Raw genomic sequence first — 22,826 nt, forward strand, 5'->3', positions numbered from 1 at the left:
CGCCATAAAAAAATATCCCCTCCAAGTCTCACTTGAACCCTCATGATAACATGAAGGTTTTTTTAAGTGTCTACTTAAAGGGGATAATACCATTAAGCGGGTTTTTCTTTATAGCTACCAGCCATATGGCAAAGTGGCTTAGGCATATTCGCGCAGTACTTGGATTCCTTTGAACACATTGTACACAAAGCTCAAGCCATAAATAATAAAGAACAGAATGACAAATCCAAAAGCAGAAGCAACGTTCTGGGCAGTCACGAAAAAATAAATCAAAGGAATAGCAGCAATGAAGGGGAAGATGTGTGAAAATAAGGCTCTTTTGGCATGCCCTTCAATATAACGGTCACGTGCAACAATCCACACAATGATCGGGAACAGAAAAGGGGCAAAGAAAATACTGAAATAGGATAATGCGGATAGTAACTGTCTCATAGCAGATCTCTCCTTTATTCGTTTCATTCATAAGTATGTATGCAATGGATTACCCATCAGGTTCAGTCATAAATCGATCTAAAGCTTTTTTCATAAGATGTTGGGGTATGATATCCATCGTGCCCGCTTTTTGTCATCGTATTCGCTGAAGGAATTGCATATGTGTTATTTGTGGTAGAGACAGGAGGGAGTTGAACGAGGTGTTTGAAGCATTGATGATGAAAATTATTAATTATTTCATAAAAGTATTGAAAAATAATGAAATGAGAGTATAATAGAGATCACGCGGTATTTTTTAATACATATTTGTCTCAGTAGCTCAGCAGGATAGAGCAACGGCCTTCTAAGCCGTCGGTCGGGGGTTCGAATCCCTCCTGGGACGTAAGAAAAGACTTCCTTCGGGAAGTCTTTTTGCGTTCTAGGAATAAGAACCCCGATGGTTCGTCGGAGCATTCGCTTCGAGAGCACCACTTCGCAGTCTCGACTGCAAGGAGAGTATCCCTACTGGGACGTAAGAAAAAGACTTCCTTCGGGAAGTTTTTTTGCGTTCTAGGGATGAGACCCCTGATGGTTCGTCGGAGATCGGCTTCTCTAGCACGATTACTTCGCAAGTTATAGTTTAAAACTATCAATTATATAACATTTATATATTTTATTGATAAGATGTTTTGTGCCACAATGAACTGTATCAACGATGAAAGCGAAGGTGGTATAGATGCAATCATTGAATCAATGGAAGGCAGATGAATACGACAATAAACTGGCTTTTGTTTCGGGGTACGGCAAAAATCTCATTTCGTGGTTACAGCCTCAAAAGGGTGAATATATATTAGATTTAGGCTGCGGAACAGGAGATCTGACACATGAGATATCTTTGTACGAGGTTGAGGCCGTTGGTATAGATGCATCCTCAGATATGATTCGGCGTGCACGTGACAAGTATCCCCATCTTGAATTTAGGGAAGGGGACGGTCATCATTTTGAGACAAACAGGCTTTTTGATGCCATCTTCTCTAATGCCGCTCTACATTGGATGCGTAATCCCCAACTTGTAGTCAGCAGCATATGGAATGCATTGAAGCCAGGAGGGCGTTTCGTGGCTGAGTTTGGCGGGAAAGGGAATGTTGACATTATTATTCATGTACTGGAAGAGGTGTTAGAGCGCAGCACAGGTATGAATGCATCGGCTAGAAATCCGTGGTACTTTCCAACGATCGGAGAGTATAGCTCGCTTTTGGAGAAACAAGGATTTATGGTGCGACAGTCCTATCATTATGACCGACCAACTAAGCTGTCAGATGGAGAACAGGGAATCGAGGGCTGGTTAGCCCAATTTGGCGGAGATTATTTTGAAGGGCTGCATTCAGAACAGATACATGAGATCTGCATTGAAACAAGTAAGCTTGTTGTGCCAAAGCTATGGAAACAAGACGCGATTTATGCTGATTATAAACGTTTACGCGTGGAAGCAGTGAAACCTATTAGTTAAAAAAATGATAATTAAGTTGTTATGTGAATTAAAATGAAGAAATGAAATTTTTGCAGTAAAACAATATATGTAGGGTAGTTCACGATGACTAGGGATCAAATACCTCTTTTGTTAGAGGTTTTTGATCCTATTTGTTTGTTGGTTCTACAGGCATAGAATTAAATCGACAAAAAATGCAATTTTAATATTTTTTAGGTACATAAGAACCATATAAGTAATTTCTATATCATTTTTGTTATTATTTAGAAGGAAAATGTGGTATTTTGGTAGAATAATTTACCAAGGGTCAATCTTCTTGCAGATTGGAAGGTGAAATTGTCGCAGGTATTGCAGTGCTTGCTAGCGCAGGAACCCATCATTTGGTGAGGTATTCACATTATAAAGGAGGGGCATAGCCTTGAGTAAACGATTGATATCCATGTTATTAAGTGTTCTTATGATTTTTTCTATTATTCTACCAGCGGCTGGAGCCGCTCCCGCAGATTCAGTTGTTCTGCTTGAGAATATGCCAAGCAAGGCCGAAGCGAAACAGTGGAGGGATATTCTTGCAGGGCGAGAGGCTAGGCTTGCAGCAGATCCATTTTTGGATGAAAGCCTGGAAGGTCTGGGCGGAGAGAATACACGAGTCATCGTTGAGCTTTCCGATAAACCCGTCGCTGTAGCGCAAGGTGAATCAACCCTCGAAGGAAAATCTTTTACCTCCTCTATGGAAACAAAGGCTGTGACTCAAGTCGAGCAGCAACAACAGTCATTTGTACATAGCCTCACTCAGAAAAAAATCAAACATGAAGTATTGGAAAATTACGCATATGCCCTGAATGGTGTAGCCATTGAAGTGAAGGGAAACCAATTGGGACAATTGCTTCGCATACCTGGTGTAGTCAGTATTTATCCGGATCTGGAAGTTACACTGGGCCCTGAAACGGATGAAGTAAATCCGTATATGAAAGACACAGCTCCTTTTATTGGTGCGCCTGAAGTATGGGATTTGGGATACAAGGGGAATGGCATCAAAGTGGGCGTGATTGATACAGGGATCGATTACGAACATCCGAACCTGCAAGAAGCTTACAAGGGTGGATGGGATTTTGTAGACAACGATAGTGATCCGTATGAAGCGACCTATCAAGAATGGAAAGCATCTGGACAGCCTGAGTTCAATGCTAATGGCAGTGCTTATTACACTTCTCATGGTACGCACGTAGCGGGTACAATTGCAGCGCGTGAAGCAGGAGATTATGGCATTGTTGGCGTTGCTCCAGAAGCGGACATTTATGCTTATCGTGTTCTGGGGCCTTACGGCAGTGGACAAACCTCTTGGGTACTTGGAGGAATAGACCGTTCAGTTAAAGATGGGATGGATGTTATTAACCTCTCTTTGGGTAATTCAGCGAATGACCCAAGTTATGTTACATCTGTAGCTCTTAACAATGCAATGCTTTCTGGTGTTACAGCGGTAGTGGCAAGTGGTAACGATGGGCCGAATCGCTATACACTCGGATCTCCGGGTGCATCCGCTATGGCTATTACGGTTGGTAACTCTACTGGGCCTAGCCAGCTGATTACAGCTAATACTCATTTCTCAATTGGTGATGTGGGCGATGAAACTTCACCAGAGCAACAACCTGAGTTAGAACAGTCTCCAGAACTAGGAACAGCGCCTGAAATAGTAGTGCCTGTTGTTCAAGAACAAGACACGCAGACAACTACCCCTGAGGAAGAAGTGGTCGTGACTGCTCCTGAAGAAGGTGGAGCAAGTGAGGAGTCCATAACTTCTGACGAAACAGTTTCTACTAATTCAGAGCAAGTTGGAAGTGAAACAGAAGCAACTGCTGATGTCGAGGCTTCGAACGAAGAAGACGTTGTTACAGAAAATAATGATCAACCAGTTTCGCCTTCTACAACAGAAGAAGCTTCTACTAAAGCTGCTGCTCCAGTAGAAGAGGAGTCCGTTATTGCACCGACTGAAACGGAAATCGCTCCACTGGCTGTTACAGAATCCGTTTATCGTTTAGATCTGATGGGCTGGAGTCTGTCAGCAGATCCTGAATCAGTATTGACTGATGAATACAAGTTGGAATTCGCAGGACTTGGTAAACCGACTGAGTTTGAAGGTAAGGATTTTACAGGAAAAGTGGCTTTGATCCAACGTGGTGAGCTAGCATTTGTTGAGAAGATCGCTAATGCTAAAGCGGCTGGAGCCGTAGCTGTTATTGTATATAACAATATTCCGGGTCCAATCGGCGTAAGTCTGGGTGATAATTTTGAGCTAATTCCGACGCTGAGTATGACGAAGGAAGATGGAGAGGTTATTAAGGCAGCACTAGATGCGGGACAACCCATTGAAGTAAGCTTTAGTGATTTCGAACGTGATCAAACACCAGGCGATGAAATGAATTCATCCAGTTCCCGTGGCCCAGCGAAGGTAACTCTCGATATCAAGCCGGATATCGTTGCTCCGGGTACAAGTATCTTGTCTACAATTCCTGCTTACGGCAAAGACGAGCCTGCTGCAGACTACACTCAAGCTTATGATCGTAAAACAGGTACAAGTATGGCTACACCGCACGTAGCAGGTCTTATTGCACTGTTGATTGAGAAACATCCAGATTGGACACCATTTGATATCAAAGTAGCACTTATGAACAATGGTAAAGTGCTCGATACCAATCAATTTGATGTGTTTGATCAAGGTGCAGGTCGTATTCAGGCTGTAAATACGATTGATCCCGTTGCACTGATTAAAGTGCTGGATGTAACACAGTATACAGAGAGTGGCTCGCTTGTCGAAAAAGAAAATATCACCGGTAGCATTAATTACGGTAACTTTTTGAGAACAGATGAAAAGACAGTTACCAAAACGATTAAAGTTGAAGCACTGAACGGTAGTGGCGGTGATTACACAGTAAATGTTAATCCAACTCGTACGGTTCCAGGTGTATCGGTAGCTGTAGACAAGACTTCATTCACGCTGAACGGTGAGGAAGAGCTGGCAGTTACAATTACAGTTCCTCAAGGGGTTACTGCTGTAACTGAGGCACAAGGATACATTGAACTATCGAATGGAACGAATACTTTTACAGTGCCTTATGTAGCTCATTTCAACGTTACGTTGAGTGGGGTTAAATACATTGAAACAGTAACAGGTGATGTGAAAAATCCATTCCATTATCCACTGAAGGCTGATGGAACATTAGACACACTTAATGTAGCCATGGAATTTTACAATCCAATGACATTTGCACTGATTGAAATCTATGATGGTCTTGACCCAGAGGGTGGATATTATGAAGATGGATACATCGGATCTATCTTTGGTAACTATTTCAACTTCAATGCCAATGCCAGATACAATCTAGCATGGAGTGGTAATTATTCAGATTATATTACCGACGAAGTGACTGAGATTCCGGATGGTCTGTATACGGTTGATATCACTGCGCTCGGTGCTGATGGTAAGACGTATAAAGAAGATACACCTCCATTTTTGGTGAAGAAAACAGCTCCAATTGTAACGGCACCAGAAGCGTTGGAATTTAAGCAAGATGAATCTGTTATCATTAACGGTAGCGTAGAAGACTTGTATTTCCGAGTTGCACCTGCACTTGCGAATGGCTGGGACATTAATTTTGATCCAGCGGCTTCCTTGGAAGCTACGTATGTGGTGAAAAAGGAAGATGGTTCGATTGTTAAAGAAGATGCATTTGAAATACAGGCCGATGGTAGCTTCAATCTTTCGTTGGAGGATAGCGCTGCAGGTGAATATACCGTTGAATTGACGGTTAAAGACCAACAAGGGCTTTCTGGTACAGCGACAACTACGCTGACCATTCAATCGACGGTGACTGAGCCGGAAACTCCTGCAAAAGGAGCACCTGGAACACCTGTATTGTCTCACAATAACGGTGGTGGCAACGGTCTTTTGGAAGGGACGTACACAGTTAGCATGAACTTGTGGTGGGGCGAGAACGCAACGAGCTACAAGTTATATGAAGATGGAGTTTTAATTGACACGCAAAAATTGACGTACAATGCTCCTTCGGCACAGTTTGCTCAGACGAAAATTACGGGTAAATCTAATGGCACATATACGTATGTAGCTGAGCTAACCAATGACAAGGGAACAACGCGGAGCCAGACGCTGACTGTACGGGTTGCAAATGCATCCCCAGGAAAAGCAGTTCTTTCCCAAGATAACTGGGATGGAGATGGCAACTATAAAGTAACGATGAACTTGTGGTGGGGAACCAATGCTACTGAATACCGCCTTTATGAGAATGATGAGTTGATCGATACGCAAGAGCTCCAAGCGGCAACGCCTCAGGCTCAAAGCGCTGTAAGTGTTTTGTCTGGTAAGGCATCAGGCACGTATACGTATCGAGCAGAGCTGATCAACGCAGCGGGAGTGACCAGCACGGATACAATCACGGTTAAAGTGAAGTAAAGTTGCTTACTTGAGAGTGTATTAATGAAGGAATTTGTATGTACTAAAACGGCCCCCATTCCTTATTTGAGGATGGGGGCCGTTTTATTTATCAATGTACTGAAGAGAGAAGACAATGTGTGTAGGTCATTAAGTCTAGCTATGATTCGTATAATGGGAAACTAACCAATCATTCGATTCTTGCTAGCTTGAATGCCTGTGATTAACAGACCAACGGCAAGGACTACTTGAACTAATAATGGGAAAGTCCACCCTTTCGTCCAGTCATGAAGCATGCCTAGCAGTAATGGACCAACTGCTGCCAGCATATATCCGAACGATTGAGCCATACCAGACAGATTTGCGGCTTGTCTTGCATCCTTTGTACGAAGGACGAAGAACATGGTCACCAATCCAAACGAAGCACCAGCGCCTACTCCTGCCAATGTGACACCTATAGTCACTAGGGAAGAAACTCCGCTTAATAATAAGGCGTAACCAACAATTAACGATGAGCACGTTACGGTTGTCAGTATACGTTGATCTTGAGTTCTGCCGGCAAGGATTGGAACGATAAAGGTTACTGGTACGCTAACCATTTGCATAAGCGAAAGCATCCAGCCTGCTGATGTAGCACTGAAACCTTGCTCGGTGAGTATCTCTGGAAGCCAAGTAATTGTTGTATAAAATATTAAAGATTGTAGCCCCATAAACAAGGTAATATACCAAGCTAGGGAAGAAGATCGGAGACGCACAGGTGTGCCTTCGCTCGAAGAAGCAACGTAGAGCAGGCGTTGGCGTCCCGCAGCAACTTGTGGTAGCCACAGAAGGAGTGCTAGCAAGGATAACACTGCCCATATGCCTAACGAAGCACGCCAGCCCATAGAGGTTGCTCCGGCGATGGGTACACTGACACCTGAAGAGATCGCGCCAAATATATTCATGGACACAGAGTACAATCCGGTCACGATCCCTACGCGTAGTGGAAAGTCACGTTTGATTAAACTCGGTAACAATACGTTGCTTAACGCGATGCCACACCCCAAAATACCAGTTCCAATATACAGAGAAATAACCGAGGGCAACAGACGTAAAAGTACACCTATCGTTACAATGAGCACAGCCATCAGCAGTGCGGACTCTATTCCTAATCGTTTAGCTAGGCGGGGTGCAAATGGAGATACTGCTGCAAAAGCTAGCAAGGGAAGCGAGGTTAGGAGGCCTGCCAACGTATGTCCGATCCCCGTATCTGCCCGGATCATTTCTACAACGGGACCTGTTGCTGTGATAGGGGAACGCATCGTTGCGGCTATAACGATAATGCCTGCTAGCAATAAGCCGTATCTTTTGGATGCGGTGGAATGTTTAGTTTCGTCAGGTGTTGACGATTGTTGATGTGTTGAAGCTGACATAATTAGATCTCCTATTTTTCTAAAGAATGATAATTAATATGTATGGATTGTTACATATCCATTCGCCAAGCATAACACTTTGTGTCAAGTCAGAACAATCCAATTGAAAGAGGATTCACCCCCTGAACGCAAAAAAACTTCCCGAAGGAAGTTTTCTTAGATACGTCCCAGGAGGGATACTCTTTGCAGTCGAGACTGAAAAGTTTATGCTCTCGAAGCGAATGCTCCGACGAACCATTGGGGTTCTCATCCCTAGAACGCAAAAAAACTTCCCGAAGGAAGTTTTCTTAGATACGTCCCAGGAGGGATTCGAACCCCCGACCGACGGCTTAGAAGGCCGTTGCTCTATCCTGCTGAGCTACTGAGACATGAAATTTTTCAAGCAAAAATGATTTTATCATAAATAATGATGAATATCAAACATTTTATTAACGTATTATTTTTGTATATGAAATTTGGCGTCCAATGTGTTTTTTTCATTATAATTCAGGTTATGTTAGAATATCAGGAGAACTCAGAAAATAGATCGCTTTTTGCTTAATATACGAGCCTTTTGCAACACATGCTAAGCGTTTTTTCGATGAGCACGGTGTAGTTCAAGGTGATTCAGTTCGTCTGAATTTTGATTCCGTGAACTCCTTAAGAGGACAATCGAGTGATGCAAAATGTGGATACATCTATTTATCATCGTTTCCATATGAAAATCAAAAAATAGAGGAGGTGCTCTTATTAAGGAATCCACGAACCCGGAAACCGAGCACAGCAATAATATTGTGCTGTTTCCCAAAACGTTGGACTATTACCAGATTCAATTGACGGTGATGCTGGAAAATGAACGGTATGGTGAAGCCATCTCATTGCTCCGTTTTTTGTTGCAATGTCAGGGACAGGAAGAACGGCATTATGATGAATGGCGAGCTTTGCTTGAATGGCTTCAGGCTGCTTTTCCTAATTATGGGGAAGAATCTCCAGTCATTGGAGAGGTACGAGAAGAAGAGGAAATCAGCGAAGAGGATATGGCACGTCAGCATGCGAAGTCCAAGCTGGAGCAGGATGAAGGTTATGCAGATAAGCTGCTTCGGACAGTTATGGAGGAACCACTTTCAGAGCAAACGATGTTAGCACTGGAACAACTCGCCTATCTTGATCTTCCGGAGATTGACGACGCACTAACGAGCTGGTTGAAGGATAAGTCACTTCATCCATTGCTACAATTCCGTGTATTACAGACTTTGCGGCGCCGCGGTGCTCATGGTGAAGTCATATTTACCAGAAATGAGGAGCAGGTTGAAGTGGAGATTGACACAGTACCTCTGCGACCAGAAGAGTTTCCGCTTCAGATTGTTCGTATTCTGGAAAGGGTAGCAGATCAGACGGAGGTTCATGAACCTACGCTATTTTACTTTGCCCAGGAGTTGTGGATACAATTTGTCATGGCGGTGTATGGTACTCGTGATTATGCATCCATGCTGGAGGAAAATGATTCCATGACGGACATTTGGGCTGCAGCATTACATATGACTGTTGCGGATAGTTTAAGCGGCACACATAATGAAGAAGATACGCGTTCTATGTATGCCGTGACGGGATCTATGCGGTTCCGTTTAGAGCAAGCATATCGTTCGATGAAACAGTTTGTTTCTGCCGGTTTGGACGGCTAAAAAGGGCGGGAAACGTTTTCCTCAAACGGCATCAAGGGATTCCCCTTGAAAAAGAATGTAATCTTGTTTATACTAAAATGGTTATTTTGTACGTGATCGCCTACGTGAACATGTGAATTTTGGAGGGGAAAGTATACAATGAAAGCAACTTGGGAAAAGATAGAGAAGAACCTTGGGGTTCTTGAAGTTGAAGTGGGTGCAGATCGTGTAACTGAAGCACTCGACAAAGCTTTTAATAAAGTAGTTAAACAAGCGAATGTACCTGGATTCCGTAAAGGTAAAGTACCACGTCCAATCTTTGAAGCTCGTTTTGGTGTGGAAAGCTTGTATCAAGAAGCAATTGACATCTTGCTTCCTGAAGCATACACAGAAGCTATCGATCAAACGGATATCTTCCCAGTTGATCGTCCTGATGTAGATATTGAGCAATTCGCTAAAGGACAAGCATTCAAGTTCAAAGCGAAAGTAACAGTTAAACCAGAAGTTACACTGGGCGACTACAAAGGTATTGAAGTTGCTGTAGCTAAAGGTGAAGTTACAGAGCAAGAAGTAACAGAAGAGCTTGAGCGTCTCCAACAACGTCACGCAGAACTTACTGTAGTTGACGAAGGTGCTGCTCAAAACGGCGATGTTGCCGTAATCGACTTCGACGGTTCTGTTGATGGTGTACCTTTCGAAGGTGGACAAGCAGAGCGTTATTCCTTGGAACTGGGTTCCAACACATTCATCCCAGGATTTGAAGAGCAAGTTGTGGGTCTGTCCACAGGCGACTTCAAAGACGTTGAAGTAACTTTCCCAGAGAGCTACCATGCAGCTGAACTGGCTGGCAAACAAGCGGTATTCAAAGTGAAAGTACACGAAATCAAACGCAAACAGCTTCCAGAATTGGATGATGAGTTTGCTAAAGATGTGAGCGAATTCGATACACTTGAAGAATACAAAGCTGATCTTAAAACACAATTGGAATCCCGCAAAGCGGATGAGTTCAAAGGTGCACAAGAAAACGCAGTTGTAGAAAAAGTGGCTGAAAACGCTGAAGTGGACATCCCTTCTGCAATGGTTGATAGCGAAGTACAGAACATGATGCGCGATTTCGACAACCGTCTTCGCAACCAAGGTATGAACCTTGAAATGTTCCTGAGCTTCTCCGGTCAGACTCAAGCTGATCTGAGAGCACAAATGCAAGAAGATGCTTCTAAACGTGTTCGCAACAACCTGGTTCTCGAAGCTGTAGGTAAAGCGGAAAACATCGAAGTATCTGACGAAGAAGTGAATCAAGAACTCGAGAAAATGGCTGAATCTTACAAACGTCCAGTTGAAGAGATTCGTGGTATTCTCGAAGGTAATGGTTCCCTCGACAGCCTTCGTGATGAAGTTAAATTGCGCAAAACGATTGATGTTCTCGTTGAGAACAGCACAGTGGTTGAGCCAGTTGAAGCTCCAGCTGAAGAAGCTGCTGCAGAATCTGCCGAAAAATAAGACAAGCTGTTACTAATGAACAGTTGAATAAACGATAAGGCACGTGAGTCATTGCGTGCCTTATTTTTAAATTGCGACATCCATTTTATAGAAAAATGATTAATAAACTGGATAGTTAACATATTCATATTGCTTTTATGGCATACTTACCTATGTGCTTAATGCAAATAAAAAATGGTTAAACGGCATAGGATTGCTTCGATTTGCACATACATAGAAAACATGGTTAAATATGATCAGGTTATAAAGTAAACAAACCTATGCTGTACACGACCTGTGAGAAATGACATTGGAACAGGAACGTGATAGAATGAATTTGGGTTTGCTTTACAAATAACCTATGTCTAATTACATGTAGAAAAGAGGTTGGTCTCATGAGTCTGGTGCCAATGGTTGTAGAACAAACCAATCGAGGCGAGCGGTCTTACGATATATATTCCCGTTTGCTGAAGGATCGCATTATTTTTCTAACCAGTGCGATTGATGACGATGTAGCCAATCTTGTCATAGCTCAGCTTTTGTTTTTGGCAGCGGACGATCCTGAAAAGGACATCAGCTTGTACATTAACTCACCTGGTGGTTCTGTTACTGCAGGGATGGGTATATACGATACGATGCAATATATCAAGCCGGATGTATCTACCATCTGCGTAGGAATGGCAGCAAGTATGGGTTCGTTATTGCTGACAGCCGGCGCACCTGGCAAGAGATATGCGCTGACGAACAGTGAAGTAATGATTCATCAGCCGCTCGGCGGCATTCAAGGACAGGCTGCGGATATTAAGATACACGCAGAATGGATTATTAAAACACGTCAGAAACTGAATCAAATATACGTCGATCGTACAGGTCAGTCCCTTGAGAAAATTGAGCGGGATACAGACCGTGACTTTTTCATGAGTGCTGAAGAGGCCAAGACGTACGGCATTATTGACCAGGTGCTCAGTAGACCGATCAATTCCTAAAGGGGTGGTTTCATGTTTAAATTTAACGATGAGAAAGGGCAACTGAAATGCTCTTTTTGCGGTAAATCTCAGGAACAGGTGCGTAAACTGGTCGCTGGACCAGGCGTCTACATTTGTGATGAATGTATCGAATTGTGCACCGAGATCGTTGAGGAAGAATTGGGTCATGATGAAGAAATCGACCTGAAAGATATTCCGAAACCAAAAGAAATTCGTGGAATTCTGGATCAATATGTTATTGGACAGGAACAAGCGAAGAAGTCGTTGTCTGTTGCAGTGTATAATCACTACAAACGGATCAACACCCAAAGCAAAATTGAAGATGTTGAGTTGTCGAAGAGTAACATTTTGCTGTTAGGACCTACGGGTTCCGGTAAAACATTACTTGCGCAAACGATGGCCAAAATCCTCAATGTTCCATTTGCGATTGCAGACGCAACGTCCTTGACGGAAGCAGGTTATGTTGGTGAAGATGTTGAGAATATCCTTCTCAAGCTGATCCAAGCTGCTGACTATGATGTTGAAAAAGCAGAGCGCGGCATTATTTATATCGATGAGATTGATAAAGTTGCTCGTAAATCCGAGAATCCTTCTATCACACGTGATGTTTCGGGTGAAGGTGTTCAGCAAGCATTGCTGAAAATTTTGGAAGGAACGGTTGCTTCAGTGCCACCACAAGGTGGGCGTAAGCATCCACATCAAGAATTCATCCAGATTGATACAACGAATATTCTGTTCATCTGCGGTGGTGCATTTGATGGATTGGAACAAATGATCAAACGCCGTATTGGTAAAAAAGTCATTGGTTTCAATACAGTCGCTGAGCAAAAGGATCTGAAACCAGGCGAATATCTCGGCATGGTATTGCCAGAAGATTTGCTGAAATTCGGTCTGATTCCAGAGTTCGTAGGTCGTCTGCCAGTCATCTCCACGTTGGAGCCGCTGGATGAAGATACGTTGGTACGGATTCTTTCCGAACCAAAAAATGCACTTACGAAGCAATATCAAAAATTGCTTGAGCTGGACAATGTTAACTTGGTGTTTGAACCAGGAGCATTGCTCGCCATTGCAAAAGAAGCCATTAAACGTAACACGGGCGCGCGTGGATTGCGTGCAATCATTGAGGGCATCATGCTTGAAATCATGTATGAAGTGCCTTCACGTGAGGATGTTACCAACTGTGTAATCACGGAAGAAGTCGTTGAGAAAAGAGTTGTGCCTGAACTCGGCCAATCTAAGGACGATAAGCAGGAAGAAAGCGCCTAATTTAGGTGGCGTATTCCAGTAAGCTCTGAAATATAGACTTGTCAGTCCTCCACTTTGGCAGAAGACGAATTTGATGTCTCTGTCAGGGTGGAGATTTGACGTTGTGGGGAGAGAAATCACTCATGTATTTAAGACAAGATACACGTCCCGTAAAAGTGGGGAACTTAACGATTGGTGGCAATAATGATGTCATAATCCAGAGTATGTGTACAACGAAAACGGCAGACGTTGAGGCAACCGTGGCAGAGATTCTTCGACTTGAGGAAGCAGGCTGTCAGGTGGTTCGTGTAACAGTAAATAATGAAGAAGCTGCGGCGGCGATCAAAGAGATCAAGAAACGCATTAATATTCCGCTAGTAGCAGATATTCATTTTAACTATAAGCTCGCTCTTCTGGCGATCGAGAACGGGATTGATAAAGTACGGATTAATCCGGGGAATATCGGTAAACGTGCGAAAGTCGAAGAGGTTGTAAAAGCTTGTAAAGCACGTGGAATCCCTATTCGAATTGGGGTAAATGCGGGATCATTAGAGAACCATTTGCTAGATAAGTATGGGTATCCTACGGCTGATGCTATGGTAGAAAGTGCATTGTATCACATTGGTATTTTGGAAGAACTGGATTTTCATGATATTATCGTTTCCCTCAAGGCATCGGATGTGCCTATGGCCATTGAAGCTTATACCAAAGCGGCTCAGGTTATTCAATATCCGTTGCATCTGGGGATTACTGAGGCAGGTACATTGTTCTCGGGTACGATCAAAAGTTCCGCAGGTATGGGCGCTCTGTTATCCATGGGAATTGGTTCGACAATGAGAATTTCACTGAGTGCAGACCCGGTAGAAGAAATTAAAGTAGCACGTGATTTGCTCAAAACCTTTGGGCTGATTTCGAATGCAGCGACATTGATTTCCTGCCCAACATGCGGTCGTTTGGATATTGATCTGTTCTCCATCGCTAACGAAGTCGAAGAGTACATTTCCAAGCTCAAGGTGCCAATCAAGGTATCCGTGCTCGGCTGTGCGGTTAACGGCCCAGGTGAAGCGAAGGAAGCCGATATTGGCATCGCAGGTGCTAGAGGCGAAGGTCTATTGTTCCGACATGGTAAGATGATTCGTAAAGTGCCGGAAGAAACGATGGTTGAAGAATTGAAAAAAGAAATCGATAAAATTGTGGAGTCCTATGAAGCTACAGGTGTCATTCCTGGTCGCTCGCACTAATTATTTTATACAAAGGTTGTTTTCAGAATCGTTTTTCCGTCTGCAAACTCACCTTAATATATTACGGAGAAAGCCCGTCAGTCATGACGGGCTTTTTGTGTATTTCCCGACAGAAATTCTAAATTCCCCGTTTACGTCTCCGCGAAAAGGTCATACTACCAAGTATTAGCATGATCACATATGAATAGGAGACAGAACAGGAGGATGTTGAGACATGGGTGATTTTGGAATGGTCTTCATGTTGATTCAGTTATTTTTTGGTGTGGTGATAGGCCTATATTTCTGGAACCTGTTAAGGGGTCAGAAAACGAACCGCAGCGCGGTTGAGCGTGAGTCACGCAAAGAGCTGGAGAAATTGCGCAAGCTGCGCTCCATCTCGCTAACTAAGCCACTTGCGGAGAAGACTCGTCCAACCACAATTAACGATATTGTTGGGCAAAAAGATGGGCTGCGTGCACTAAAAGCGGCGTTATGCAGTGCTAATCCGCAGCATGTTATTATTTACGGCCCTCCTGGAGTTGGGAAAACAGCAGCCGCGAGGGTGGTTTTAGAAGAGGCTAAGAAAAATCCAACTTCTCCGTTTAAACCGGATGCAAAATTCACGGAGCTGGATGCGACAACAGCGCGTTTTGATGAACGAGGTATTGCTGACCCGTTGATTGGCTCGGTGCATGATCCAATCTATCAGGGTGCAGGAGCAATGGGAGTGGCCGGTATTCCTCAACCTAAGCCTGGAGCTGTAACGAAGGCGCATGGTGGAATGCTTTTTATTGATGAGATTGGTGAATTGCATTCTATTCAAATGAATAAACTGTTGAAAGTGCTTGAAGACCGCAAGGTCTTTTTGGAGAGTGCGTACTATAACTCGGAAGACACGCATACTCCTGCTTATATCCACGATATTTTTCAAAATGGCTTACCGGCCGATTTTCGTCTGGTTGGAGCGACAACCCGTTCACCTCATGAGCTACCGCCAGCTTTGCGTTCGCGTTGTATGGAAGTGTATTTCCGCTCGTTATTGCCAGAAGAGATTGGAGAAATTGCCAAGGACGCGGTACAGAAAATTGGGTTTAGCCCTTGTCCGGAGGCTGTGGAGGTAGTTAAGCGGTATGCAACGAATGGTCGTGAGGCGGTTAATATCATACAGTTAGCAGCGGGACTGGCATTAACTGAAAAGCGTGAAACGCTTCAAGCTTCTGATGTGGAGTGGGTGGCAGGCAGTAGTCAGATTCAACCACGTCCAGATCGTAAGGTGCCATCGCGGCCACAGGTTGGATTTGTGAATGGGCTGGCGGTGTATGGACCGAATATGGGTACACTCCTCGAAATTGAAGTATCCGCTGTGCCTGTGCATAAGGATCAAGGTGTCATTAATATTACAGGCGTTGTGGATGAGGAAGAGATTGGAGGCGGTTCACGCACGCTCCGGCGAAAAAGTATGGCCAGAGGTTCTGTTGAGAACGTCATTACTGTCCTGAAAGCGATGGGTCTTCGTCCAACGGATTATGACTTGCATATCAACTTTCCGGGAGGCACGCCGATTGATGGCCCGTCTGCAGGGATCGCGATGGCAACTGCGATTACTTCAGCGATTCAGGGACGTCCTGTTGATCATGAGACGGCGATGACGGGTGAAGTTAGTATTCATGGACGCGTGAAGCCTATTGGCGGTGTACTGGCTAAAGTGGAGGCGGCTTTTCAGGCAGGAGCGAAGACCGTGATCATTCCTGCGGAGAACTGGCAATCCATTTTTGAAAATTTGGAGGGCTTACGTGTTGTTGCAGTAGATACGGTTGAAGATGTATTTCGTGAAGTTTTCGCGTGGGTTCCAGATATACAATCATCGGAGCAGGCACAGCTTGTTGAAGAATCTCCAGTTCCGGCAACCGAGATTTTTCCACCAGCTTCAGCATCATTTTTGCGTGCGGATGTGCCTCGTCCAGGGCAAGTTACGGATTCGGGAAGCTGCTAAGCGCTTCCCTTCATTGGTTTTTTATGTGAACATTTGATAGAATAATGAATGACTACAACCTGAGAGCCATTGGAGGTGCGAAAGCGATGGGACCGAGCAAAGCGAAAGGTCGTCGTTTTCCTTTACTGCCTTTAAGAGGACTTCTCGTCTACCCGAGTATGGTACTGCATCTCGATGTGGGCCGGGAGAAATCGGTCAAGGCTTTAGAAAAAGCGATGGTAGAGGAACATTTGATTCTCCTATGTTCTCAAGCCGAAGTAAATATTGAGGAACCAACACAAGAAGATATTTTCAGAATCGGAACCGTGGCCAAGGTCAGACAGATGCTGAAGCTTCCTAACGGTACGATTCGTGTACTCGTAGAAGGCTTGGAACGGGCTGAAATCATTGAATATATGGACAACGAGGAATATTACGAGGTGCTGGCGCAGGAGCTGCCTGAGGAGGAGAATAACCATCCAGAGACGGATGCTCTGATGCGGACTGTTCTCAACCAGTTTGAAAATTATATTAATCTGTCCAAAAAAGTGACACCCGAGACACTGGCAGCCGTGTCTGATATTGAAGAGCCTGGTCGGTTGGCTGATGTCATTACGAGTCATTTGTCTCTGAAGATTAAGGATAAGCAGGAGATCCTAGAGACGGTGGACGTACGTGAACGCTTGGAGAAACTTCTCGATATTCTTAATAATGAACGTGAAGTGCTGGAGCTTGAACGCAAAATCAGTCAACGTGTGAAAAAGCAGATGGAGAAAACCCAGAAGGAATATTATCTGCGTGAGCAAATGAAGGCGATTCAGAAAGAACTAGGTGAAAAAGAAGGCCGCGCGGGTGAAGTCGAAGAACTTCGCAATCAGATGGAGGCTCTTGATCTGCCTGAGAAAGTGAAGGAAAAGGTAGAAAAAGAAATTGATCGCTTAGAGAAAATGCCTGCAAGCTCTGCTGAGGGTGGAGTGATCCGTAACTATGTGGATTGGCTGCTGGCTCTACCATGGAGCCAGATGACTGAGGATGACCTCGATATTCAAAAGGCTGAGGATGTCCTGAACGCCGATCACTATGGTTTGGAAAAGCCTAAAGAACGTGTGCTTGAATACCTGGCTGTGCAAAAGCTTGTGAAAAAGCTCAAAGGGCCGATTCTATGCCTTGTTGGGCCGCCAGGGGTAGGTAAAACATCCCTTGCTCGTTCGATTGCCAGATCGCTGGGACGAGAGTTCGTTCGAATCTCACTTGGTGGTGTACGGGATGAAGCTGAGATTCGTGGACATCGCCGGACGTATGTTGGGGCAATGCCAGGACGTATTATTCAAGGGATGAAGACAGCAGGGTCGCTTAATCCCGTGTTCCTGCTGGACGAGATTGACAAAATGGCCTCTGACTTCCGTGGAGATCCTTCCGCAGCATTGCTAGAGGTGCTTGACCCAGAACAAAACAATACGTTTAGTGATCATTTTGTAGAATTGCCGTTTGACTTATCTAACGTCATGTTTATTACAACGGCTAATACCGTACACAGTATCCCTCGTCCGCTTCTAGATCGGATGGAAATGCTGAATATTCCTGGATACACGGAGCTGGAGAAGCTGCAGATTGCCAAAAACTATCTGTTGCCGAAGCAGAAGCAAGATCATGGTCTGCAGGAGGATCAGTTGAATGTAGGAGACGACAGCTTACTTCGTGTCATTCGTGAATATACACGTGAATCCGGTGTACGGAATCTGGAGCAACAGATGGCATCCTTATGCCGGAAGGCAGCTAAGAATATCGTATCTGGAGTAGAAGGTCAGATTAATATTTCAGCAGATGAAGTGAAAGATTATCTTGGCCCAGGCAAGTTCCGCTATGGAATGGCTGAACTGGAAGATCAGATCGGTACAGTAACTGGACTCGCATGGACTGAGGTAGGCGGGGATACCCTTGTTATTGAAGTAACCGTTGTGCCTGGATCAGGCAAACTAACGCTGACAGGTAAATTGGGCGATGTCATGAAGGAATCGGCTCAGGCAGCCTTCAGTTATACTCGCTCCAAAGCGGCTCAACTGGGGATTGCATCGGACTTCCATGAGAAAAATGACATTCACATCCATGTACCGGAAGGGGCTATTCCGAAGGATGGTCCATCTGCCGGGATCACAATGGCAACGGCATTGATCTCTGCACTCACGAACAAACATGTATCGAAAGACATTGCCATGACTGGAGAGATTACACTCCGTGGTCGTGTATTGCCAATTGGTGGTCTGAAGGAGAAATCACTCGCAGCTCACCGTGCAGGCTACAAAAAAATATTATTGCCCAAAGATAATGAGAGGGACTTACGAGACATTCCAGACAGCATCAAGGAAGATGTGGAATTTGTCCCGGTTGCCCATATGGATCAGGTGTTAGAGCACGCACTTGTAGAGCAGGCAGGAATTCACCTGTAATCCTAATATCTAAGGGAGCGTATGAAGAATAAACCGTTTTGCGGAGGCTTCGGCGTCCGCATGAACGGTTTTTTTGGTATGATAGAACAACAAACCATGGCATAATACCTTCAGTACGTTCTACAGGAGATCAAGAGAGGAAAGATATATCATGAAAGTAAACCAATCCGAATTTATAATCAGTGCCGTTCGGCCTGAACAATACCCAGATGACGGTTTACCAGAGATTGCTCTGGCGGGACGTTCCAATGTGGGGAAGTCATCCCTGATCAACCGTTTAATCAGTCGTAAAAATTTGGCGCGGACAAGTTCTACGCCGGGTAAGACGCAGCAACTCAACTACTATAAAATTAATCAGGATCTCTACTTCGTCGATTTCCCAGGTTACGGGTACGCCAAGGTATCCAAAGAGCAACGTTTCGCCTGGGGTAAAATGATGGAGAAATACTTGTTGCAGCGCAAGGAATTGAAGCTTGTTATGCAGATGGTAGATATCCGTCATGAGCCTTCCAAGGATGACAAGATGATGAACGAGTGGCTGCGCCATCATGGGCTTCCTCTTGTTGTTGTGGCAACCAAGCTGGATAAGATCCCAAAAACACGTCGACCAAAACATATTAAGATCATCAAAGAAGGACTGGGTCTTCGTTCGGGGGATCTGTTTGTAGCATTTTCATCAGAAGAAGGAATAGGCAAAGACGAATTATGGGAGATCATCTCACGTCATGCGGCTGTAGGCAAGTATGCACCTGTGGATCCTGAACTCGAAGAGAATAACGAAGCTTAATGGGTGACGGGCGATCACACCCTTCTCGGCAACATGGATGAAGCGAGCTGCATTTACAGTCAACTAATAGATCATTAGAGATTGGCTGGGTGTTAATGTAAGCCAAGCGCGCATCAATCTTAGTCTGGATAGTCATGGAATTATTCCATGGCTATTTGTTTTAGTAACGGATTATAATATGGAAATCTACGAAATAGGATCGTAACGCATAACGGCGAAGATTGGTGAGACACTACAATATATGACAATGCATAAGATGATTTACATGTGAATTTCATAAACATTTCATAAAAATCCCCCGGCCCTGGACATGATGTGTGATATAATTAACCATGTCCGTTATAGATGGATGTATATATGTAGAAAACACTTTGATTGGAAATTTATTAGGCAGGTGAACTTGCAATGCACATCGTTGTTGTTGGTTTGAATTATCGCACGGCGCCTGTAGAGATTAGGGAACGATTCACATTTGCAGAAAAGGATTTGTCCGAAGCGCTGCAGCAGCTCAAGCTGACCAAGAGTGTATTGGAAGGTGTAATCGTGGCCACATGCAACCGTACAGAACTGTATGTTGTGGTAGACCGTCTGCACATGTGTGGTTATTTTATTCGTACGTTTATGGAGCAATGGTTTAATGTTCCGCGAGAAGAATTTACGCAACACTTATATATATATGAAGATGATACAGCGATCCGTCATTTGTTCCGGGTTATTTGCGGATTGGATTCGATGGTCATTGGAGAAACGCAGATTCTCGGACAGGTAAAACAGGCTTTTCTCACTGCACAGCAAGAGAAATCGACTGGAACTTGGTTTAATATGTTATTCAAGCAGGCGGTTACCTTAGGTAAACGAGCGCATTCAGAGACGTCGATTGGTGAGAGTGCGGTGTCTGTCAGTTATGCAGCAGTAGAGCTAGGCAAACGGATTTTTGGGATGTTCACGGATAAGAAGGTTCTCATTCTGGGAGCTGGTAAGATGAGTGAGCTGACCGTCAAACATCTGTATGCCAATGGTGCTTCTGAAGTAATTGTTGCTAACCGTACACTTGCACGGGCAGAGGAGCTTGCAGCGAAGTTTCGAGGAACGCCGTGCACGATGGAAAGAGCACTAGAGAGACTGAATGAAGTGGATATTGTTATTAGTTCTACTGGGGCTGATCGATATGTATTGGATGCCTCCGTTGTTCGCGATAGCATGAAGCGTCGGCAGTCGCGCCCACTGTTCTTGATTGATATCGCAGTTCCACGTGACATCGATCCGGCAATCGGTGAGATCTCTAATGTCTTCCTCTATGATATTGATGACCTAGAAGGTATTGTGGAGAGCAACCTAGAGATGCGCAAGGTCGAAGCGGCCAAGATTGAGAAGATGATTGAACTGGAGATGGAAGACTACTATCACTGGCTCAAAACATTAGGTGTTCGCCCTGTCATTCGTGCCTTGCAGGAGAAGGGTGCATCGATTCATGAAGAGACAATGGAAAGTCTGTTCAACAAGTTGCCAGAGCTTGATGAACATCAACGCAAAGTAATCCGTCGCCTGACCAAAAGTATCGTCAACCAAATGACGACTGATCCGATTAATCGAATCAAGGAAATGGCCGGTACGAAGCATGGTGATGAAGCTTTGAACATGTTCACCCAAATTTTTGCCTTGGAGGATGCAGTGGAGACGGCCGCGGAGAAAGTAAATCAAAGCGACGCCTCGGCTTTACGCAAACCAGCCGCTGTTCATCTTAACGACAACCGGCAAGATGCTATGCCGGCTTATGTCCCGGCAGGCGTATAAGGCGGGTGGGCAGCTTGACCCTCGCTGAACAAATTTACGAAGCTCTAATTTACTTGTATGCCCTGAGCCTTCTGTTCTATTTCTCGGACTGCATTCGACGCAATGCGGGGGCGAAGCGAACGGGCACAGGGTTTCTTGTAGTTGTACTTCTGCTACAGATCGCGCATGTAATTATGCGAATGTGGGAAGAAGGACATTTTCCGATCTATACAACGTTTGACTTTTTATTTTTATTTTCATTCAGCATTGTACTAATGTCATTAGTGATGACACGTGTACAGCGTTCTGAGTTCGCCATTTTGTTACTGAATGTTGTAGGATTCTCGGTTACCGTGCTAAACCGGTTGTGGTTTACAGGCGGAGAGATCTCTTTGCACAATTGGCAGACCGTACATGGGTTGCTGATTATGCATATTACACTAGCGAATCTTGGCTTTGCCGCTTTGACGGTAGGAACGGTATTTGCTCTGTTATATCTGTTTTTGCATCGTAAACTGAAGAACAAGAAATGGAATGATACCGTACGACGTATGCCTAGTCTTGAAGTGATCGGCAAATATATGGACGGAGCAACGTTAATTGGAACCCCACTGTTAGGTGTTTCGGTGATGTTGGCGGTATTATCAATTGTTGCGGAGACACGTTGGAATTTACTTTTGGATCTTAAAGTGATTGCGACATTTCTCGCGATAGCGATATATGTAGGATACTTCGTTGCGAAGCAACGTAAACAATTTTCCATGATCATTATGGCGAGATGGACATTGATTGGTTATGCCTTAGTCATTATCAGTTTTTTATCCAATGCGTATTCAGCGTTTCATCGTTGGACGGGAGAGTGAATCCTATGGATCGGTACACACCGATATATGTGAATACTTCAGGAAAGATATGTTGTATCATTGGTGGCGGTCGTGTCGCTGCACGTAAAATTAAAGGTCTGCTCCATGCGGAGGCGCATATCAAAGTGATAAGTCCGGACATCACAGCCGAGCTGAAACAACTGCATCAAGATTCCCGATTGGAGTGGATAGACCGGTCCTACCGCAAAGGTGATTTGCGGGGGGCCTTTCTCGTATATGCGGCGACGAACCGTGCTGAAGTTAACACGGCTGTAGTCCAAGAGGCGATGAATGAGGGCATATTGGTGAATGATGCCATTTCCTCATCCAACAGTACATTCATTACTCCCAGTGTGGTGAGACGGGGAAGATTGAGCATTGCCATCTCAACAGCTGGGGCAGGACCAGCGGCTGCTGCTGAGATACGTGCTGTACTGGAAGAGCAATTCGGAGATGAATATGAGACTTATATCGAATTCTTGCATCAGATGAGAGGCCAAGTGAAGGCTCGTGTCTCTTCCTCACGTCAGCGTAGTATTTTACTTCGTCAATTGACGGAAATGAACGTACTTGAAGACATTCGCAGTGGACAATTTCGATGGTGGACAGAAGAACAAATCGGGGAATGGATATCCCGCAATCAGGAGGAAATATAGAC

General features: G+C 44.5%; 15 protein-coding genes and 2 tRNA genes. 14 read left to right on the forward strand and 3 right to left on the reverse strand.

The genetic code is table 11. The features are described 5' to 3' along the window. Positions 1-138 precede the first annotated feature (138 nt). Positions 139-432 (reverse strand): magnetosome magnetite crystal formation protein family, encoded by a 294-nt coding sequence (locus tag J2T19_RS26765; RefSeq protein ID WP_145049880.1) that lies wholly within the window; start codon positions 430-432, stop codon positions 139-141. Positions 433-740: 308 nt separating this feature from the next. On the opposite strand from J2T19_RS26765, the gene J2T19_RS26770 reads away from it, so the two are divergent. The 3 genes from J2T19_RS26770 to J2T19_RS26780 all read left to right on the forward strand — a co-directional run bounded on the left by J2T19_RS26770 (position 741) and on the right by J2T19_RS26780 (position 6,365). Then, positions 741-814: transfer RNA gene (locus J2T19_RS26770), tRNA-Arg, on the forward strand. Positions 815-1,147: 333 nt separating this feature from the next. Continuing rightward, the gene (locus J2T19_RS26775; RefSeq protein WP_307221384.1) at positions 1,148-1,921 is read left to right on the forward strand and encodes a class I SAM-dependent methyltransferase; all 774 of its coding nucleotides are present in this window, start codon (positions 1,148-1,150) and stop codon (positions 1,919-1,921) included. Positions 1,922-2,318: 397 nt separating this feature from the next. Further along, the gene (locus tag J2T19_RS26780; RefSeq protein WP_307221386.1) at positions 2,319-6,365 is read left to right on the forward strand and encodes a S8 family serine peptidase; all 4,047 of its coding nucleotides are present in this window, start codon (positions 2,319-2,321) and stop codon (positions 6,363-6,365) included. A 161-nt stretch (positions 6,366-6,526) separates the two neighbouring features. Here J2T19_RS26780 and J2T19_RS26785 read toward each other — a convergent pair whose 3' ends face one another. Both J2T19_RS26785 and J2T19_RS26790 read right to left on the reverse strand, forming a co-directional pair. Further along, positions 6,527-7,756, reverse strand: a complete 1,230-nt coding sequence (locus tag J2T19_RS26785; RefSeq protein WP_307221388.1) for a CynX/NimT family MFS transporter — start codon at positions 7,754-7,756, stop codon at positions 6,527-6,529. 294 nt (positions 7,757-8,050) lie between these two features. Further along, positions 8,051-8,124 (reverse strand) — tRNA-Arg (locus J2T19_RS26790). 360 nt (positions 8,125-8,484) lie between these two features. Here J2T19_RS26790 and J2T19_RS26795 point away from each other — a divergent pair. From J2T19_RS26795 to J2T19_RS26845, 11 genes are all read left to right on the forward strand, one after another. Next, on the forward strand, positions 8,485-9,417 hold the full coding sequence (locus tag J2T19_RS26795) for a hypothetical protein (protein WP_370874966.1): 933 nt from the start codon (positions 8,485-8,487) through the stop codon (positions 9,415-9,417). A gap of 138 nt (positions 9,418-9,555) precedes the next feature. Next, the gene (gene tig, locus J2T19_RS26800; RefSeq protein WP_145049889.1) at positions 9,556-10,896 is read left to right on the forward strand and encodes a trigger factor; all 1,341 of its coding nucleotides are present in this window, start codon (positions 9,556-9,558) and stop codon (positions 10,894-10,896) included. Positions 10,897-11,270: 374 nt separating this feature from the next. Further along, on the forward strand, positions 11,271-11,861 hold the full coding sequence (gene clpP, locus J2T19_RS26805; protein ID WP_056698043.1) for an ATP-dependent Clp endopeptidase proteolytic subunit ClpP: 591 nt from the start codon (positions 11,271-11,273) through the stop codon (positions 11,859-11,861). A 12-nt stretch (positions 11,862-11,873) separates the two neighbouring features. Then, entirely contained in the window at positions 11,874-13,127 is a 1,254-nt protein-coding gene (gene clpX, locus J2T19_RS26810) for an ATP-dependent protease ATP-binding subunit ClpX (protein ID WP_145049891.1), read from the forward strand. 122 nt (positions 13,128-13,249) lie between these two features. Continuing rightward, positions 13,250-14,347 (forward strand): flavodoxin-dependent (E)-4-hydroxy-3-methylbut-2-enyl-diphosphate synthase, encoded by a 1,098-nt coding sequence (gene ispG, locus J2T19_RS26815; protein WP_128103314.1) that lies wholly within the window; start codon positions 13,250-13,252, stop codon positions 14,345-14,347. Between the two features lie 214 nt (positions 14,348-14,561). Next, complete coding sequence (gene lonB, locus J2T19_RS26820) at positions 14,562-16,319, forward strand: ATP-dependent protease LonB (RefSeq protein WP_307221395.1); 1,758 nt, start codon at positions 14,562-14,564, stop codon at positions 16,317-16,319. 86 nt (positions 16,320-16,405) lie between these two features. After that, on the forward strand, positions 16,406-18,745 hold the full coding sequence (gene lon, locus J2T19_RS26825) for an endopeptidase La (protein WP_145049893.1): 2,340 nt from the start codon (positions 16,406-16,408) through the stop codon (positions 18,743-18,745). A gap of 151 nt (positions 18,746-18,896) precedes the next feature. Beyond that, complete coding sequence (yihA, locus tag J2T19_RS26830) at positions 18,897-19,532, forward strand: ribosome biogenesis GTP-binding protein YihA/YsxC (RefSeq protein ID WP_145049895.1); 636 nt, start codon at positions 18,897-18,899, stop codon at positions 19,530-19,532. A gap of 405 nt (positions 19,533-19,937) precedes the next feature. Beyond that, positions 19,938-21,326 carry a glutamyl-tRNA reductase gene (gene hemA, locus J2T19_RS26835; RefSeq protein WP_307221398.1) on the forward strand — a complete coding sequence of 463 codons (1,389 nt, stop codon included), beginning with the start codon at positions 19,938-19,940 and terminating at the stop codon, positions 21,324-21,326. Positions 21,327-21,340: 14 nt separating this feature from the next. After that, positions 21,341-22,168 carry a cytochrome c biogenesis protein CcsA gene (gene ccsA, locus J2T19_RS26840; protein WP_307221444.1) on the forward strand — a complete coding sequence of 276 codons (828 nt, stop codon included), beginning with the start codon at positions 21,341-21,343 and terminating at the stop codon, positions 22,166-22,168. A gap of 5 nt (positions 22,169-22,173) precedes the next feature. Then, positions 22,174-22,824, forward strand: coding sequence for a precorrin-2 dehydrogenase/sirohydrochlorin ferrochelatase family protein (locus J2T19_RS26845; RefSeq protein WP_307221400.1), 651 nt, complete (start codon positions 22,174-22,176; stop codon positions 22,822-22,824). Positions 22,825-22,826: the final 2 nt, after the last annotated feature.

The organism is Paenibacillus tundrae, from assembly GCF_030812775.1.
Taxonomy (GTDB): Bacteria; Bacillota; Bacilli; order Paenibacillales; family Paenibacillaceae; genus Paenibacillus; species Paenibacillus tundrae_A.